We start from the raw sequence: 15,887 nt of genomic DNA, 5'->3' as shown, positions 1-15,887 counted from the left end.
GAGAGGGTGCGGACTAACCCCAGTGCGCCGATCCTCCAGGAAAAACACCCACCAAGACCCCCCATCAAGCCAACAACCCACTCGCCTTGGCCCGCGCCACCGCCTGGGTGCGTCTTTCCACTTCCAGCTTGATGTTGATGCGCCGGGCGTGAGTCTTCACCGTGTGCAACGAGATCTCCAACTGCTCGGCGATTTCCTGGTTGGAGCAGCCCTGGGCGATCAGTTCCAGCACTTCCAGTTCGCGCTGGCTGAGCATTTCCGTCGGCGCCGGGGCGGTGGTCGCTGTGGGCTGGGCCTGGGGGGCCGTGGGCAGTTGCGCCAGCAGTTGCCGCGACCAGCTGGCGTCCTTGCGCTGCAGCCTTGCCAGGGGGCGCAGCAGGGACAGCCGGCGGCAGTCCTGCAGGGCTTCGCGCAGGTGTTCCTCGGCGGCGGCCGGGTCCAGGCCGTGCAGGGCTTCGGCCAGGCGCAGCTGGCTTTCGCAGGCCAGGCTGCGCAGGCCCAGGCGCTGGCAATCGCGCTGCAGGGCCAGCAGCTCCTGGCTGGCGCGGGTGGTTTCGCCCAGCTCGCCATGGGCCTGGGCCAGCAGCAGGCGCACGCGGTACTGCAGGTCGTAGAAGCCGGTGGGCGCCAGCAGTGGGTTGAGGCGCAGCTCGGCGAGCACGCCGAACAGCTCGTCGCGTGCCTTGGCCGGTTCGCCGCTGGCCAGCCACAGGCGGGCGCGGGCCAGGCGCAGCACTTCGCGGTAGCGGATCTCGGGGATGCACAGGCGCTGCATGCGCCGCTCGGCGGCCAGCAGCAGCTGGTGGGCGCGCTCCACCTCGCCGCGCTCGCAGGTCAGGCTGATCAGCGCGTGGTAGGCATAGAGCAGGTAGGCGTCCTGGCATTCCTCGGCCTCGCGCAGGCCCTGCTGGAGCGCGGCTTCGGCGGCGACGTCCTCGCCGCGCAGGGTCAGCAGTTCGCCGCGCAGCACGTGCAGGCGGGCGCTCATGGGGCCGCCGTGGGTGCCCTTGCGCAGCTCGGCGAGCATCTGCTCGGCGTAGTCCAGGGCGTGGTGGTGCTCGCCGGAAAGGGCCAGCAGGTGGATGTGTTCGACGCTGAGCAGGGCCTCGAAGCACAGGCTGGCGTGCCGCCGCGACAGGCGCAGGCCGGCCTGGCAGTGCTGACGCGCGATGATCAGGTCGCCCTCGACCATGGCCTGCTGGGCCAGGGCCTGGTGGCAGAGGATGTGCTGGCCCCAGTAGTGCTCCTCCAGGTGCTGCAGGGCGTCGCTGCAGTTGCGCCGCGCATCGGGCAGGGCGAACTGGCGTTGCAGCACGCCGAGGATGGCCTGGTAGTGCGCCAGACTGAGCCGCTGGCGGTGGGCGTCCGGCCGCGGCAGGAAGCGCTCCAGCGCCTGCAGGCAGTCCATGGCCTCGTCCAGGCGGGCGCAGATGATCAGCGCCCAGGTCTCCAGGAGGATCAGCTTGGGGCTGGACTGCAGCAGGCCGGCGGGCAGTTCGTCGCGCCAGCGCAGCAGCTGCACGGCGCTGTGTTCGACCATCATCTGGTCGCTGTTGGCGTCCTGCAGCAGCGCCACGGCGCGCTCGATGGAGCCGGCGGCCAGGGCCAGCTGGGTGGCCTGGCGCAGGTCGCCGTGCTCGGCGAACCACTGGCTGGCTTCGAGCAGGGCGTCGGTGGGCGGCGCGTCGTCCTGTTCCTGGCGCAGCAGCTCGGCGAGCGGCGGCCAGACGGCGAACCAGCCCGCGTTCTCGTCCAGGCGCCGGAGCAGTTGCAACTGGCCGAGCTGGGCGAAGGCCGCCTCGCCGACCGAACCCAGGTGCCGGCACAGGCCGGCCTTGAAGCGGGGCAGGTGGCTGAGTACGCGCAAGGCGCCGCGCAGCTGCGCCGGCAGCGGGGCGAGCACTTCGCGGCGCAGGTAGTCCTGCAGCAGGCCGCCGCCGGCCTCGGGCCAGCGCATGCGGCCCTGCAGGGCGAGCAGGCCGAGCAGCGCCGGCCAGCCGGCGCTGTAGCACAGCAGGTCGACGCTGTCGCCGTCGCTCGCTTCGGCCTGCTGCTTGCGCAGCAGGTGCTCCAGTTCGTCGTGGTCCAGGGCCAGGTCGCTGGCATCGAGTTCCAGCAGTTCGCCCTGCAGCAGCAGGCGCGGCAGGTTCCAGTCCGGGCGGCGGCGCGAGCCGATCCACCAGCGGATGTCGATGGCGCTGGTCTCCAGCAGGCGGGCCACGCAGGCGTCCAGCCGCGCATCGCTCTGCCGCGGGTAGTCGTCGAGCACGATCCACAGTGGCTGCGCGCTGCCCTCCAGCAGGCGCTGCAGGTCTTCCTGCCAGTTCCGCGCGCTGGGGTCCAGGTCCAGCACTATGGCCAGGCGGCTGAGGAAGTCGCCCTCCTGCAGCGGCCGGCCGCGCAGGTCCAGCCAGGCGACGCGGCCGCGCGGGCCGGCCTGGCGCGCGCATTCGTTGAGCAGCACGCTCTTGCCGAAGCCGGCGGGGGCGTGCAGCAGGTTCACCCGCTGGCGCCCGCCGAGCAGGCGCTGCAGCAGGCGCGGCCGCGCGACGTGGCGGGCCGGCAGCAGCGGCAGCGCGCCGCTGAGGGCGCGTGGGGCAGGGCGGCTGGCGATGGCGTGGAGGTTGGGGTGCGAATTCATCTGCGGAACTCCTGGCCCCGGGGCTGCCGGGGCGCTGATGCGGATGTGCTGCCGGCTCAGCCGCGCAGCGGCGGCAGGCGCGAGGCCCAGGGGCGGGCGCGTTCGAGCTCGGCGGCGAGACGGAAGAGGGTGCCTTCGTCGCCCAGGCGCGCGGCGAACTGCACGCCGATGGGCGTGCTGCCGGCGGTCCAGTGCAGCGGCACGCTCATGGCCGGCTGGCCGGTGGCGTTGTACACGGAGGTGAAGGCGGCGAAGGGGCCTGAACGGGCGAAGAAGGCTTCCAGGGTTTCGCCTTCGCGGAAGGCCAGTTCGCCGATGGCGCTCGGCGGGCAGGCCATGGTCGGGCTGAGGATCAGGTCGTAGTGCTCGTGGAAGGCGGCGATCTCCCGCGTCATGCGTTGCAGGGTGCGCTGGGCCAGCACGTAGTCGGTGGCGCTGACCTGGCCGGCCAGGCCGACCACCGCGCGGGTCAGCGGCTCGATGTCGTGCTCGCCGGCCTGGCGGCCCACCTGTTGTTCCAGGCTGCGCAGGTGCAGCGCCGCGGACACCACGAAGAGCCGGGCGAAGGCCTGGCCGACGGCGGGCATGTCGCTCACCGTCGGCGCCTCGTCGTTGACCTCGTGGCCCAGGCCGCGGCAGAGCAGGGCGGCCGATTCCAGCGCGGCGAGGCAGTCGGGGTGCACCGCGACGCCGGTGAGCGGCGTGCGCAGCAGGCCGATGCGCAGGCGGCGGTGCGGTGCGTCGACTTCCTGCAGGTAGGGGCGGGCCTTGGACGGGGCCACGTAGGGCGCGCCGTAGTCCGGCGCCGAGGTGGCGTCGAGCAGGGCGGCGCTGTCGCGTACCGAGATCGAGCAGCAGTGCTCGGCGGGCAGGCCGCCGGTGCCTTCGCCGATCTTGGGGCCGACCGGGTTGCGCCCGCGGCTGGGCTTGAGGCCGAACACCCCGCAGGCCGAGGCGGGAATGCGGATGGAGCCGCCGATGTCGCTGGCGTGGGCCATGGGCACCAGGCGCGCGGCCACCGCCGCGGCGGCCCCGCCGCTGGAGCCGCCGGCGGAGAGGCCGAGGTTCCAGGGGTTGAGGCAGGGGCCGAAGGCCGCCGGCTCGGTGGTGGGGGTGATGCCGAATTCCGGGGTGTTGCTGCGCCCGACGGTGATCAGCCCCGCGCCGCGGTAGCGGCGCACCAGCTCGGTGTCGTGATCGGCGCGGTTGCCCAGGCCCAGGCGGCTGCCGTAGGACAGCGGCTGGCCGCTCTCGGCGCCGCCGGCCAGGTCCTTGAGCAGGAAGGGCACGCCACGGAAGGGACCGCCGGGCAGCGGGCCGCGGGCGCGCTCGCGGGCCAGTTCGAACTGGCGCCAGATCACCGAGTTGAGCGCCGGGTCGTGTGCTTCGATGCGGGCGATGGCGGCGTCCACCAGCTCCAGCGGGGTGACTTCGCCGCGGTAGACCAGTTGGGCCTGGGCGGTGGCGTCGAGCAGGTGCAGCGAATCGTTCATGCGGGGGCTCCTGTGCGGGCGGCCAGGCCGTCGAGCGCCTGGTGGGCGGCATCCAGCGCCTGTTCGACGATGCGTTCCTTCCAGTGGTCGGTGTCGACGTAGAAGGCGTCGCGCAGGCGGCGCTTGATGGCTTCGCGGGTGCCGGCGTCGGCCTCGGGGTGGCGGCTCAGCCACTGGTCGCCGCGCAGCGCCATCAGCACCTCTTCCGAGGGCACCGTGCCGTATTCCAGGCCGATGCCGGTGTATTCGGCCTGCGGGCAGGCCTGGTAGGCCAGGTGCCACATGTTGCCGGCCAGTTCGGCGGAGACGCAGTCGTCCCCGTACAGCGAGGTCACCTGCTCGCCCCACCAGGCGCGGGCCCGGGCCAGGCCCGCGGAGTCGCCGGGGCGGGCGTGGGCGATGCGCTCGCCATGGCCGCAGGGGCCGAGCGCGGTGTGCAGGTCGATCCAGCCCAGGCGTGCGCAGCGGCTGGCGTGTTCACGCAGTATTGCGCGCAGGGTGAGGTTGCTCCAGGTCGGCGCGGCGCCGCCGTAGAACAGGCCTTCGGGGTGGCTGTACTGGCCGCCGCTGATGGCCCGTTGGATGGCCCGCGGGCCATGCTCGGCGAGGTAGGCATAGAGCACCGCGTCGGCTTCGGGCGCTGGCCAGGTGTCCGGCACCAGGGCCTGGGCCAGGGCGTCGTAGCCGGGGTTGGCGGGCAGCGCCGGGGTGGCGTCGAAGTCCTGGAAGTTGCGGTTCAGGTCGACGTTCTCGTGGGTCCAGCGGTGCCACCAGGAGAAGCCCCAGGGGTTGAGGCCGTGGACGTACAGCACGGCGACGCCCGCGGCCGCGGCCCGGCGGTGGAATTCGGCATCGGCGAGCAGGGCGTTCTGCACGCCGGAGCCGCAGAAGCCCTCGACCCCATGGCAGGCGCTGCTGACGATGAGCAGCGCCTCGGCGTCGGCGGCGCCGAAGCGCGCCACGTCGGTGGCCAGCGGCTCGCCGTCGCGCCCCGGCAGGGGGTGGGCGTGGCTGTGCACGTCGAGCCCGGCGGCGCGGGTGGCGGCGAGGAACAGCCCGCGGGCCTGGGCGTAGCTCTGGGCGAAGCAGGCGGGTGCGTGGATTGGCGATGACATGTCTATTCCTCGGGACCGGTTCAGGCCGGCTGCTGCGGCGCCGCCAGGGCCTTGCGCATGCCCAGGGCCATGGCCACGGCGGCGATCACGAACAGCGCGCAGAGCAGGTAGATGGCGTCGTCCAGGCTGCCGGTGCGGGTCTTGATGGCGCCGACCACGGCCGGGCTGATGCCGGCGACGCTGGCCAGGGTGTTGACCAGGGCGATGCCGACGGCGGCGCGTTCGCGCGCCAGGTAGCGGGTGACCATGGCCCAGAACACCGGGGTGGCCGCCACCAGGGCCGAGCCGCCGGTGGTGATGGCGACCAGCGTCCAGGCCAGGCTGCCGTTGCCGATGGCCCAGGCCAGCAGCAGGAAGCCGGCGGCGGCGGCGACGAAGGCCCAGGCCCAGTGCAGGCGCTGTTCGTCGCGGCGGTCGGAACGGCGGCCGTACCAGAACATGGCGAACAGCGCGAAGACGTTGGGGATGACCGCGTAGAGGCCGACCAGCTGCAGGTCGGCCACGCCCAGTTCGCGGATGATGGTCGGCGTCCAGAAGGCCAGGAAGTAGCCGGCGCAGCCGGAGACGAAGGCGCCGAAGGCCAGCAGGTAGACGCGTGGGTCGCGCAGCGCCGCGGCCAGTGCGCCCTTGCCATGGCCGCCGCCGTCGACGTCGGCGCCGGTGGTGCCCTGCACGCCCTGGCGCACCAGTTCGCGCTCGTCCGGGGTCAGCCACTTGGCGTCCTGCGGGCCGTTGGGCAGCAGCCACAGCACCAGCAGGCCGAGCAGCACCGTGGGCATGCCCTCGATGAAGAACATCCACTGCCAGCCTTCCCAGCCATGGGCGCCGTGCAGGTTCTTCAGGATCCAGCCCGACACCGGGCTGGTGATGAAGGCCGCGGCCACCTGGGCCATGCAGAAGAACGCCAGCACCCGGGCGCGGCGCTGCGGCGGGTACCAGAAGGTGAGGTAGAGGACGATGCCGGGGAAGAAGCCGGCCTCGAACACCCCGAGCAGGAAGCGCACGACGTAGAACTGGGTGGGTGTGGTGACCAGCAGGGTGGCGCTGGAGGCCAGGCCCCAGAGCAGCATGATGCGCATGATGGTCAGGCGCGCGCCGATGCGCTGCAGGAGCATGTTGCTGGGCACTTCGAAGAGCACGTAGCCGACGAAGAACATGGCCGCGCCGAGGCCGTAGACGGCGTCGCTGAAGCCCAGCGAGCTCTTCATCTGCAACTGGGCGAAGCCGATGTTGGCGCGGTCGATGAAGTTCAGCAGGTAGCAGATGAACAGGAAGGGAATGAGGCGGCGGGTGATCTTGCCGTAGACGGCTTCGGCGTCGCCCTGGGGCGCCAGGGCGGCCTGTGCCGCGGCGGGGGCGCTGATGACTGTGGACATGCGAGGCTCCGGGGTGGGGTCTACCGCGGGTTACCGGCCGCCGCCACGGGGCCCTTGTGGGGCCGCCGCGCGGCGGGCCGGCGCCGGGATCACTGGACCTGTGTGGCTTCGGCCGCTGCCGGCTGCGGCGCGGGGCTGGGCTGTTGCGCCGCGGCGCCGTTCACCTTGCGTCGCGGCGGGGCCGCCGGCCGGGCCTTGGGCAGCGCCTTGGCGGGGTTCCTGGCCTTGGCTGCCGGCTTGTCCGCAGCCTCGCCCTGCTTGCTGGCGACGGCCTTGGCGGCGGCGCTGTGCTTCTGGCTGGCCGGCTTGTCGCCGCCCTTGCCCTGCACCGCCGCGGCAACCTTGTTGCGCGCCAGTTCGAGCAGGCGGCGGTGTTCGGCCAGCAGGTGGTCGCCCAGGTCGTTGAGGTCCGGCAGGGCCCGGCGGCAGGCGATCAGGCCGTAGTCCAGGCGGTCGTGGTAGCTGGTCACGGTGACGTTCAGCGCCATGCCGTGGGAGGGGATGGACACCGGGTAGTAGCACAGCACCTTGGCCCCGGCGAAGTACAGCTGGGCGGGGATGCCGGTGACGTTGGAGATCACCAGGTTGGCCGGCGGCGGCATCCAGTTGGCCAGGCGCGAGCGGCCGTACATGGCGGCCATGCCGGAGAGCAGCCAGGGCGCGGCGAAGATCGGGAAGTCCATGGGGATGGCCGAGCGGAACTTGTTCATCGCCGCCTTGCGCTGCGTCGAGGAGGCGTTGATGCGCTGCAGGCGCTGCAGCGGGTCGGCCTCGTCGGTGGCCAGGTCGACCACCAGCATGCTCACCTGGTTATTGGCGGTGTCGTCGCCGGGGGCGCGCAGGCTCACCGGCGCGGCGGCGGTCAGGGGTTTCTCCGGCAGCTCGCCGCTGGCCTTGAGGTAGCGGCGCAGGGCGCCGGAGACAGTGGCCATGACCACGTCGTTGAAGCTCACGTCCAACTGGCGCGCCATGTCCTTGATCTCGGCCAGGGGCACGGTGCGCCCGGCGAAGCTGCGCTGGTTGGTGATGGCCACGTTCAGCGGGGTGCGCGGGGCCAGCAGCTTGCGCGGGTCGAGGCTGCGCCAGTTGCGCAGGTTGCCGTCGCCGATCACCGGCAGCAGGCTGCGCCCGGCGCGGAGCATGTCCGGCAGCATCTTCGCCAGCTTGACGTACTGGCGCCCGGCGTTGCCGATGGCCGCCCCGGCCAGTTCGGCGACGCCGAGCTGGTACTGGTTGCGCCGCAGCTTGGGCGGCGCCGGCGGGACGACGCGGCCGCTGGGCACGTCGTCGAACAACGCGCGGACCAGCTCGATGCCGGCCTGGCCGTCGACGTTGGCGTGGTGGACCTTGGCGTACAGCGCCACTTCGCCGCTGCGCAGGCCGTCGATGATGGTGACTTCCCACAGCGGCCGGCTGCGGTCGAGCAGGCTGGCGTGGCTGCGCGCCACGGCCTGCTGCAGCTGGCGGTTGCTGCCGGGCTTGGACAGGGTGATGTGGCGGATGTGGTGCTCCAGGTCCAGCTGCTCGTCTTCCACCCACACCGGGTCGGACAGGTCGAAGGGCATGAACGCCAGCTTGCGGGTGAAGACCGTGGCCAGGTGCAGGCGCCCGGTCAGGTACTGCTTGACCTCCTCGAAGAAGTCGCCGTCATGGCCCTCGGGGAGTTGCAGCACATGCAGCGAACCGATGTGCGTGGGCATCTCGGCCGATTCCATGTGCAGGAATATGGCGTCCATCCCGCTCAAATGTTTCATCGCATCACCAACCTTCGTTCTTGTTGTTGCAGGGAAAGTACTCGCAAGGCCCATTGCCGCCGGGCCGGTGTGCCCCTCAGCGCCGGGGGGCGCGGAAGGGGTAGAGCGCGCGCTTCAGACCGCGCGGCCGGAACTTCTGCCACTGGTCCTGCGCTTGCGCCAGGCGGTCGCCGATGGCGTACCAGACCAGCGGGTGTACGCCCAGGCCGATGTGGCTGGCGCAGTTGACTTCGATGTTGTCGGTCAGGCGCCCCTGGCGCTCGACGCTGCCGCCCCAGCCGACGATGCCGTCGGCGCGGCTGTAGATGGAGGTGGTGGGCACCGGCGGCGCCTCTTCGCCACGCTCCTCGCTCTCGCGATTGAAGCTGCGCACCAGGCGGTACAGCTCCCAGGCGTTGGTGCTGGTCTGCGGCGGGCCGTACAGCGGGCTGCCGAGGGTGATCACCTGGCGCACGCTGGCGGGCATGGCGCGGGCCATCTCGCGGGCGAAGATGCCGCCCAGGCTCCAGCCGATCAGGCTGACCTTGCGCCCGGACGTCTCGTGCAGTTCCTGCAGTTGCGCCAGCAGGCGCTCCACCACGCCGCGGCTCGGGCCGCGGTTGAGGCCCTGGCCCCAGCCGTGGGTGTCGTAGCCGCGGTTGTCGAGGAAGCGCCGCAGGGGCAGGGTGGTGCAGTCGTGGGCCATCAGCCCGGGCAGTACCAGCACGCTGTGGCCGTCGCCGCGCGGCACGTTGAGCAGCAGCCAGGGCATGGCCGCCGGGATCGAGGCCCATTCCAGCAGGGCACGCGACTCCAGCGCCCAGAGCATGGGCGAGGGGCGGCGCTCCACCGGGTGCCGGCGGAAGGGGGCGGTGAGGGACTCGTAGAAAGCGGCGGGCATGATGGCGGTTTCCTTGTACGGGGGTACTACGGGTTCAGTTACCGGCGCTCGCTTGAGCGGCGGCGATTTCGTCCTTGAGCAGCTTCTTGGACAGTTTGCCCACGGCGGTCTTGGGCAGGTCGGCGCGGATTTCCAGGGCCTGCACCATCTCGTGCTTGCCCAGGCGGTCCTTGAGGAAGTCCTTGAGCGCGTCGAGGTCGAAGGCCGCATGGCCGGGGCGCAGCTTGACGTAGGCCTTGGGCGACTGGCCGCGGTAGGCGTCGGGAATGCCCAGGACCATGACTTCCTCCACCGCCGGGTGGGCGTAGATGGCTTCCTCGATCACCCGCGGGTAGACGTTGAAACCGCCGCACAGGAGCATGTCCTTGGTGCGGTCGACGATGTAGATGTAGCCGTCCGCGTCCATGTAGCCGACGTCGCCGGTGCGGAAGTAGCCGTCGTGGGTGAAGGACTCGGCGCTGGCCTGGGGGTTGTTCCAGTAGCCGCGCATGATGTTCGGCCCGCGGATGGCCAGCTCGCCGTTCTGCCCCGGCGACACCTTGCGCCCGGCGTCCTCCAGGTCGAGGAAGCAGATGTCCACGCCGATGTGCGGCACGCCGCAGGAGCCTGCCTGGGGCCGCTCGGCGGGGGTGAAGGTGCCGCCGGTGCAGGTCTCGGTCATGCCCCAGCCCTCGGTGATCTGGCAACCGGTCAGGGCCTTGAACTGCTGCATCAGCTCCACCGGCAGCGGGGCGCCGCCGGAGGCGCAGATCTTCAGGCAGCGCAGGTCGTACTCGCTGACCTGCGGGTGGCTGAGCAGGGCGGTGAACATGGTCGGCACGCCGGGGAAGCAGCTCACCCGGTTGTCGTGGATGTCGCGCAATACGGCGCCGGCGTCGAAGCGCGTGTGCAGGCGCATTTCGGCGCCCGCGGCCACCGGGAACAGCAGGCAGCCGACCATGGCGTAGACGTGGAACAGCGGCAGCACCACCAGGATGCTCTCGCGGCCCTCGTGCAGGCGCTGGTCGTTGTCGACGTTGATCATCGCCACCTGGGCCGCGGCGGCGCCGAGGTTGGCATGAGTCAGCATGGCGCCCTTGGGCAGGCCGGTGGTGCCGCCGGTGTACTGCAGCACGGCCAGGGCCTCATCCAGCGGCGGCAGGGCGTGGGGCTGCCAGTCGCCTTCGTTGTCCAGCAGCTGTTCGAAGGGCAGGCACTGCTCGCTGTAGTGCACCTGGGCGAGCTGGCCTTCCTGCTGCAGGCGGGCGCGGATCTCCCGCGGCTGCGCGCCGAACTCGCCCAGCGAGCCGACCACCAGGGTGTGCAGGCGGGTGCTGTCGAGCAGGCGGGCCATCAGCGGGTAGAGGCTGTTGAGGTCGAGGGTGACGAGGATGTCGGTGCGGCTGTCCTCGATCTTGTGCGCGAGCACCTCGCCGGCGTCCAGCGGCGAGTAGTTCACCACGGTGCCGCCGGCGCGCAGGATGGCGAAGAAGCTGATGACGTACTGCGGCACGTTGGGCAGGTACAGGCCGACGTGGACGCCGGGGCCGACGCCCAGGTCCTGCAGGCCCTTGGCGGCGCGGTCGATCAGCGAGGCGAGTTCGCGGTAGTCGATGTTGCGGCCCATGAAGTCGATGGCCGGGCGGTCGGGCCAGCGGCGCACCGAGTCATCGAGCATGTCCAGCACGCTGAGGCCGGAGAGGTCGGTGTTCCAGCGCACGCCGGCAGGGTATGAGCGAGTCCAGGGGGTTTGCACTTGCTGGTGTCTCCTTATTGTTTGCAAGCATGGTGAGGCTGCGGCGCTTGTATGAACTGTCCGGAATTTGCGGCTTGGAGAAAGTGCCGGTGGTGGGGGTTGGCGTTCGTGCCAAAGGCTGATGGATGGGGGCTGGAGGGGCTCTGGGGCGGGGGTTCTGGCGTGATCAGCGGCGTGGAGGGTGGGGGATTCATGGGGGTTATGGGGTGGTTGTGGTGGTTCAATTTCCTCGGACACCTCGATAGGTGGAAAATCCACTGAATAGAGGAGTCATTCATGAGCCGTAAACGCAGAGCATTCGATGCCAGCTTCAAGCTGCAAGTCGTCCAGATGATCAAAGACCAGGGCCTGAGCATTACGCAGGTCTGTCGAGACATGGACCTGGGAGAGACGGCAGTTCGCCGCTGGGTTCAGCAATACGAAGCCGAGCTGTCGGGGCAGGCGGGAGTGGGTAAGCCGTTGACACCCGAGCAGCAGCGGATTCGTCAGTTGGAGGCCGAGAATCGCCAGTTGAAGCAGGACAACGACCTGCTAAAAAAGGCCTCGGCCTTCTTCGCCCGCGAACTGAAGTGATTCACCGATTGATCGCGCAGCAGCAGAAGAAGGCCGGAATTGCGCGGTTGTGCCGGCTGCTGGGTGTCAGTCGGTCGGGCTACTACGCCGCGCAGCGCCGCCCCTTGCGCCCAGCCTTGCACTGCCCGGTAGCCACCTCCTTGAAGGCCCTGTTCATGAGCTGCGGGCGTACCTATGGGAGCCGTCGCCTGCAAGCCGCGCTCAATGGCGAGGGCATGCATGTGGGGCGCTACCGAGTCCGCCGGCTGATGCGCGAGCACCGGCTTCGGCCAGTCTGGAAGCGCAAGTTCGTGCACACGACCAACAGCAAGCATGACCTGCCGATAGCCTCCAATATCCTGGCCCGCCAGTTCGATCCTCCGGCCGTAAACCAGGCCTGGGTGGCGGATATCACCTACATCCGTACCCGCCGTGGCTGGCTGTACCTGGCTGCGGTGATGGACCTGTATTCGCGCAAGATCGTCGGCTGGGCGATGGCGCCGAACATGCTGGCGGAACTGGTCTGTTCGGCGCTACAGATGGCGATTGCTCAGCGGCAGCCAGCGCCAGGCCTGGTCGTGCACTCGGATCGTGGTAGCCAGTACGCCAGCGAGGTTTATCGCGCGCTGCTCAAGCGGCATGGCCTGGTCTTGAGCATGAGCCGCAAGGGAAATTGCTGGGACAACGCGGTCATGGAACGCTTCTTCCTGAACCTGAAAATGGAGCGGGTCTGGCAACGTGACTACGCCAACCATGCTGAGGCTATGACCGACATTGCCGACTACATCGTCGGCTTCTACAACAACGTGCGCCTGCACTCCAGCCTAGGCTATCTGCCACCCACCCGCTACGAGCGCAGGCCACCCAGACAACCTATCGAAGTGTCCGAAATTATTTGACCACCACAGGTTGGTGTGGGGGGATAAGCAGTTGTGGTTTGGGGTTGCTGTGTTCCCTGTTTGCGATGTGCTCCTGCAGGTTGGCGGGGGGCCTGTAGGAGCGAGCTTGCTCGCGAATGGGGTTTGCCGGGGGCGTAGGTGCTGGGGTTAAGAGCGCCCTCTCCCCAACCCTCTCCCGCAAGCGGGAGAGGGGGCTGTTCGGAGTGGGGGGAGAATCCTGAGTCATCCTGATACGCCTCACCTCACCCCGTCATTCCCGCGAATGCGGGACGCGGCTCCATCGCGAACAGCGCTTGCGCTGGCCCGAAGGGGAATAACCCAGTGACGGGTGGTTTGGTTCGCGAGCAAGCTCGCTCCTACGAAAAGCAAAAGCAAAAGCGCGTTTGCTCTTGGATTTCCAGAGGAATAGCCGAGCGCACCGGAACGCCCCTTCAGAAGGCCGAACGAAGCCCCCGCTCAGGAGGTCATGCGACATGGATGTCGCGAGAGCCCCGCGGGCTACAGGGACGTACCCTCGGGGCGGGCCTCCGTGGCGGGGGAATTCGTGAGGGTAGCCCGACTCCGTCGGGCCCGTATGCGGGGCAAGCCTTTTTGGTTCCTTTTGTGGCGTTTGACAAAAGGGACTCGCCCGAGGGGGCGAAACAAGACGGTCGGGCAGACTCGGAGCGGCGCGCTACACCGAGCAAGAAGGCAACTGGGTTCCCGCGTTCGCGGGAATGACGGGGTGGGGTTAGGGGTGTGAGGATGGCGCCTGACCGACGCGTCGCTCAGGACAGCCCCCTCTCCCTTCAGGGAGAGGGTTGGGGAGAGGGAGCGGAGTCACCCTAAAACATCAATGCATCCGGGAAACACCATTCGCGAGCAAGCTCGCTCCTACAGGAAAGACACCATGCCTCCCTGGACTGTAGATACCGTGTCACCTAGCCTCGAGCAAGGGCCAGTTCCACATTGTATGGCTGGCCCGACTTGAGGACGCCATAGGCGATCTGCAGCAGCTTGCGCATGGCAGCACAGATGATCTGTTTACCCGCTTTGCCTTTCTCCTCGAGCCGTAAACGCAGTGCCCGTATCGCCTGGTTATGGCTCATGGCACAGATGGCTGGCATGAACAGGCCTGCCCGCAAGAGGCGTGAGCCGATCTTTGAGATCCTCACCTGGCCCTTGTGTTGGCCGGATTCCCTGAGCCTCGGATTGAGTCCTGCAAAAGCCACGACCGCCCGGGCACTCTCGAAGCGGCTGATTGATCCAAGTTCGGCCAGCAACAGGGCTGCAGTTTTGTCGCTGATACCCTCGATACTCGTCAGCAGATCGCGCTTGCCCCGCAAGTCAGGATCGTTGTCGATATGTTGGCGAATCGCTTCCAGCGTCTGTTCAATCTGCTGTTCCAGATGGGCCGAGACCGACAGGATCGACTCTTTCACCACGTCGCTCTTGGCGGTTTCCAGGCGGTTGATTTCCATCTGGAACAGCTCCTTGAGCTCTTCGTAGCGCCGTACCAGCGCACGGAGTTGCCGCACGCTCACCGGGTCCGGCTGCCAGAGCTGGAGATCCTCGGCATGCCGAGCGCCGTAGAGGGCGATCAACTTGGCGTCGACCTTGTCGGTCTTGACCCGTTGCAACTGGCTTTGCGCATAGCTGGCGATACGTGCCGGATTCATCACGCAGACACGATATCCCCGGGCCAACAGATAATCGCCCAGAGCTTCGTGATAGATGTTGGTGGCTTCCATCACCACCCACGCCCCTGGCTCGGCATGTTTTTGCAGCCACTGGTCAAAGACGCTGAAGCCCGACTGATCGTTGCTCAGATTGCCTTTGGTGCGGTATTTGCCATTGCTCTGCAGAACCGCAATGTCGAAAGTTTTCTTGGCGATATCCACGCCAACTACGATGGCCATAACTCCTGCTACCTCTTACAGCTTTACATCATCAGCACTCCACTCCATCCAACCTTGCCTATACGAGCTACCACCGGGGTGGGGCTCCAGATACCGTTCGGACTCACGAGTGGATTGGGAAGGCAGGAGACTATCTACAGTGCAGGCTCGTAGCCTAGGAGCGGACACGTCTTCCTGGTCTTCCTTCCGGTGATCAGCCGGAGACTACCCGCCGTTATGGCGGGTCGTCGACATACAAGGAGCGGACCTTGTCCGCGATTAACTCAGGTCTCGAAATAGAAACTCTGGAACCGCTCCGCCAGTTGCACGGTGAGTTGCGCCGCCTGCATATGGTTGGGATGGGGCCCATAGTCCTGGGCCGCCTTGAGCGACTCGAAACTGACGATCATGGCGAAGTCGAAGCTGTCGTCCGAGCCGACGCTGCCCAGGTTGGCCCGGGGGCCGAAGCGGACTTCGCTGACGCCGGGGATCTGCCGCAGGCTTTCGCAGGCGGCGGTCAGTTGGGCGATGTGTTCCAGGTTGCCCGGCTCTTTCAGCCAGGACACGACTACGCAATGCACGCTCATGGGCAGCACTCCTCTGTTGTTTGCGGGTTGATGCAGTTGCGCAGCGGCGCGCCCTGCAGGGCGTCGAGCAGGTTGTCGAAGGCCTCGAGGGTCATGCGCTTGTGCGTCTCGCGGGTGGAGGCGCCGTTGTGCGGCGACAGCACCAGGTTGGGCAGGCCGAGCAGCGCCGGGTTCACCGCCGGCTCGCCTTCGGTGACGTCCAGCCCGGCCGCCGCCAGCCGGCCTTCGCGCAGGGCCGTGGCCAGGGCGGTTTCATCCACCAGGCCGCCGCGGGCGGTGTTGATCAGGATGGCCTCGGGCTTCATCCGTGCCAGCTGCGGCGCGCCGATGATGTGGTGGGTGGCGGCGCTGTAGGGCAGTTGCAGGATGAGCGCGTCGCTCTGCTCCAGCAGGCTGTCGAAGTCCAGGTAGCGCACGCCGAGCCGGACTTCTTCCTCCACCGGCAGGCGCCGCCGGTTGCAGTAGGTGACGTCCATGTCGAAGCCGCGGGCGCGCTTGGCCACTTCCATGCCGATGCTGCCCAGGCCGAGGATGCCCAGCTGCTTGTGGTGCACGTCCTGGCCGAACAGCGGCGAGGAGTCGGCGCGCCAGCCGCCGCCGCGGACGAAGGCGTCGGCCTCGACGATGCGCCGGGCCGCGGCCAGCAGCAGGCCGAAGGCGAGGTCGGCGGTGGCCGCGGCGACCGCCTTGGGGGTGTTGCAGACGCGGATGCCGCGGGCCGTGCAGGCGGCCACGTCGATGTGGTCGAAGCCGGCGCTGACGGTGCTTAGCACCTTCAGGCGCGGGCAGCGCTCCAGCAGGGCGGCGTCGATGCGGTCGGCGGGCAGCACCAGGGCGTAGTCGGCCCCGCTCAGCAGCTCGCCCAGGTCATCCGGGAGGCCGCGTTCGGGCATGCGGAGCTCGGCCCGTTCGCGCAGGCTTCCCAACAGCGCATCGGGTACCTGGCGCGACAGGGCGATGCAGGGAATGCTGTTCATC

The 15,887-nt window shown here is 68.8% G+C and carries 11 protein-coding genes; 1 reads left to right on the top strand and 10 read right to left on the bottom strand.

All coding sequences use genetic code 11. The features are described from left to right. Positions 1-64: 64 nt before the first annotated feature. From ACTWJ5_RS17815 to ACTWJ5_RS17785, 7 genes are all read right to left on the bottom strand, one after another. Entirely contained in the window at positions 65-2,641 is a 2,577-nt protein-coding gene (locus ACTWJ5_RS17815) for a LuxR C-terminal-related transcriptional regulator (protein WP_305880424.1), read from the bottom strand. A gap of 56 nt (positions 2,642-2,697) precedes the next feature. Beyond that, on the bottom strand, positions 2,698-4,134 hold the full coding sequence (locus ACTWJ5_RS17810; protein WP_444436223.1) for an amidase: 1,437 nt from the start codon (positions 4,132-4,134) through the stop codon (positions 2,698-2,700). After that, complete coding sequence (locus tag ACTWJ5_RS17805) at positions 4,131-5,249, bottom strand: M14 family metallopeptidase (RefSeq protein ID WP_074986314.1); 1,119 nt, start codon at positions 5,247-5,249, stop codon at positions 4,131-4,133. The genes ACTWJ5_RS17810 and ACTWJ5_RS17805 overlap by 4 nt, the downstream gene beginning before the upstream one ends. Before the next feature lie 20 nt (positions 5,250-5,269). After that, a complete protein-coding gene (locus ACTWJ5_RS17800; RefSeq protein ID WP_444436222.1) occupies positions 5,270-6,625 on the bottom strand; it encodes an MFS transporter in 1,356 nt (451 codons plus the stop codon). Between the two features lie 89 nt (positions 6,626-6,714). Continuing rightward, positions 6,715-8,379, bottom strand: a complete 1,665-nt coding sequence (locus ACTWJ5_RS17795; RefSeq protein ID WP_444436221.1) for a WS/DGAT/MGAT family O-acyltransferase — start codon at positions 8,377-8,379, stop codon at positions 6,715-6,717. 76 nt (positions 8,380-8,455) lie between these two features. Then, entirely contained in the window at positions 8,456-9,259 is an 804-nt protein-coding gene (locus ACTWJ5_RS17790; protein WP_051879030.1) for a lipase family alpha/beta hydrolase, read from the bottom strand. A gap of 34 nt (positions 9,260-9,293) precedes the next feature. Beyond that, positions 9,294-10,994: a long-chain-fatty-acid--CoA ligase gene (locus ACTWJ5_RS17785; protein WP_256511466.1), complete on the bottom strand. Its 1,701-nt coding sequence runs from the start codon at positions 10,992-10,994 to the stop codon at positions 9,294-9,296. A 276-nt stretch (positions 10,995-11,270) separates the two neighbouring features. Here ACTWJ5_RS17785 and ACTWJ5_RS17780 point away from each other — a divergent pair. Continuing rightward, a protein-coding gene (locus ACTWJ5_RS17780; RefSeq protein ID WP_444436220.1) for an IS3 family transposase occupies positions 11,271-12,445 on the top strand; the annotation gives its coding sequence in 2 pieces (ribosomal slippage) (positions 11,271-11,538 and positions 11,538-12,445; 1,176 coding nt in all). A 920-nt stretch (positions 12,446-13,365) separates the two neighbouring features. Here the strand turns inward: ACTWJ5_RS17780 and ACTWJ5_RS17775 are convergent. The 3 genes from ACTWJ5_RS17775 to ACTWJ5_RS17765 form a co-directional block, all read right to left on the bottom strand. Beyond that, positions 13,366-14,343, bottom strand: a complete 978-nt coding sequence (locus ACTWJ5_RS17775) for an IS110 family transposase (protein ID WP_444436200.1) — start codon at positions 14,341-14,343, stop codon at positions 13,366-13,368. A 263-nt stretch (positions 14,344-14,606) separates the two neighbouring features. After that, entirely contained in the window at positions 14,607-14,909 is a 303-nt protein-coding gene (locus ACTWJ5_RS17770; protein WP_116423384.1) for a Dabb family protein, read from the bottom strand. Continuing rightward, entirely contained in the window at positions 14,906-15,886 is a 981-nt protein-coding gene (locus tag ACTWJ5_RS17765) for a 2-hydroxyacid dehydrogenase (protein ID WP_249916787.1), read from the bottom strand. Before ACTWJ5_RS17765 ends, ACTWJ5_RS17770 begins: the two co-directional genes overlap by 4 nt. Position 15,887 lies beyond the last annotated feature (1 nt).

The sequence above is a fragment of the Pseudomonas sp. A6 genome, assembly GCF_052367875.1.
Lineage (GTDB): Bacteria > Pseudomonadota > Gammaproteobacteria > Pseudomonadales > Pseudomonadaceae > Pseudomonas > Pseudomonas citronellolis.
Note: the sequence above shows the minus strand (reverse complement) of the source record. Positions and strands in the feature narration are given on the sequence as shown.

Excerpts from the sequence above, each read along its gene's own strand:
- ACTWJ5_RS17815 (WP_305880424.1), bottom strand. The coding sequence starts at position 2,641 with ATGAATTCGCACCCCAACCTCCACGCCATCGCCAGCCGCCCTGCCCCA.
- ACTWJ5_RS17810 (WP_444436223.1), bottom strand. The coding sequence starts at position 4,134 with ATGAACGATTCGCTGCACCTGCTCGACGCCACCGCCCAGGCCCAACTG.
- ACTWJ5_RS17805 (WP_074986314.1), bottom strand. The coding sequence starts at position 5,249 with ATGTCATCGCCAATCCACGCACCCGCCTGCTTCGCCCAGAGCTACGCC.
- ACTWJ5_RS17800 (WP_444436222.1), bottom strand. The coding sequence starts at position 6,625 with ATGTCCACAGTCATCAGCGCCCCCGCCGCGGCACAGGCCGCCCTGGCG.
- ACTWJ5_RS17795 (WP_444436221.1), bottom strand. The coding sequence starts at position 8,379 with ATGAAACATTTGAGCGGGATGGACGCCATATTCCTGCACATGGAATCG.
- ACTWJ5_RS17790 (WP_051879030.1), bottom strand. The coding sequence starts at position 9,259 with ATGCCCGCCGCTTTCTACGAGTCCCTCACCGCCCCCTTCCGCCGGCAC.
- ACTWJ5_RS17775 (WP_444436200.1), bottom strand. The coding sequence starts at position 14,343 with ATGGCCATCGTAGTTGGCGTGGATATCGCCAAGAAAACTTTCGACATT.
- ACTWJ5_RS17770 (WP_116423384.1), bottom strand. The coding sequence starts at position 14,909 with ATGAGCGTGCATTGCGTAGTCGTGTCCTGGCTGAAAGAGCCGGGCAAC.
- ACTWJ5_RS17765 (WP_249916787.1), bottom strand. The coding sequence starts at position 15,886 with ATGAACAGCATTCCCTGCATCGCCCTGTCGCGCCAGGTACCCGATGCG.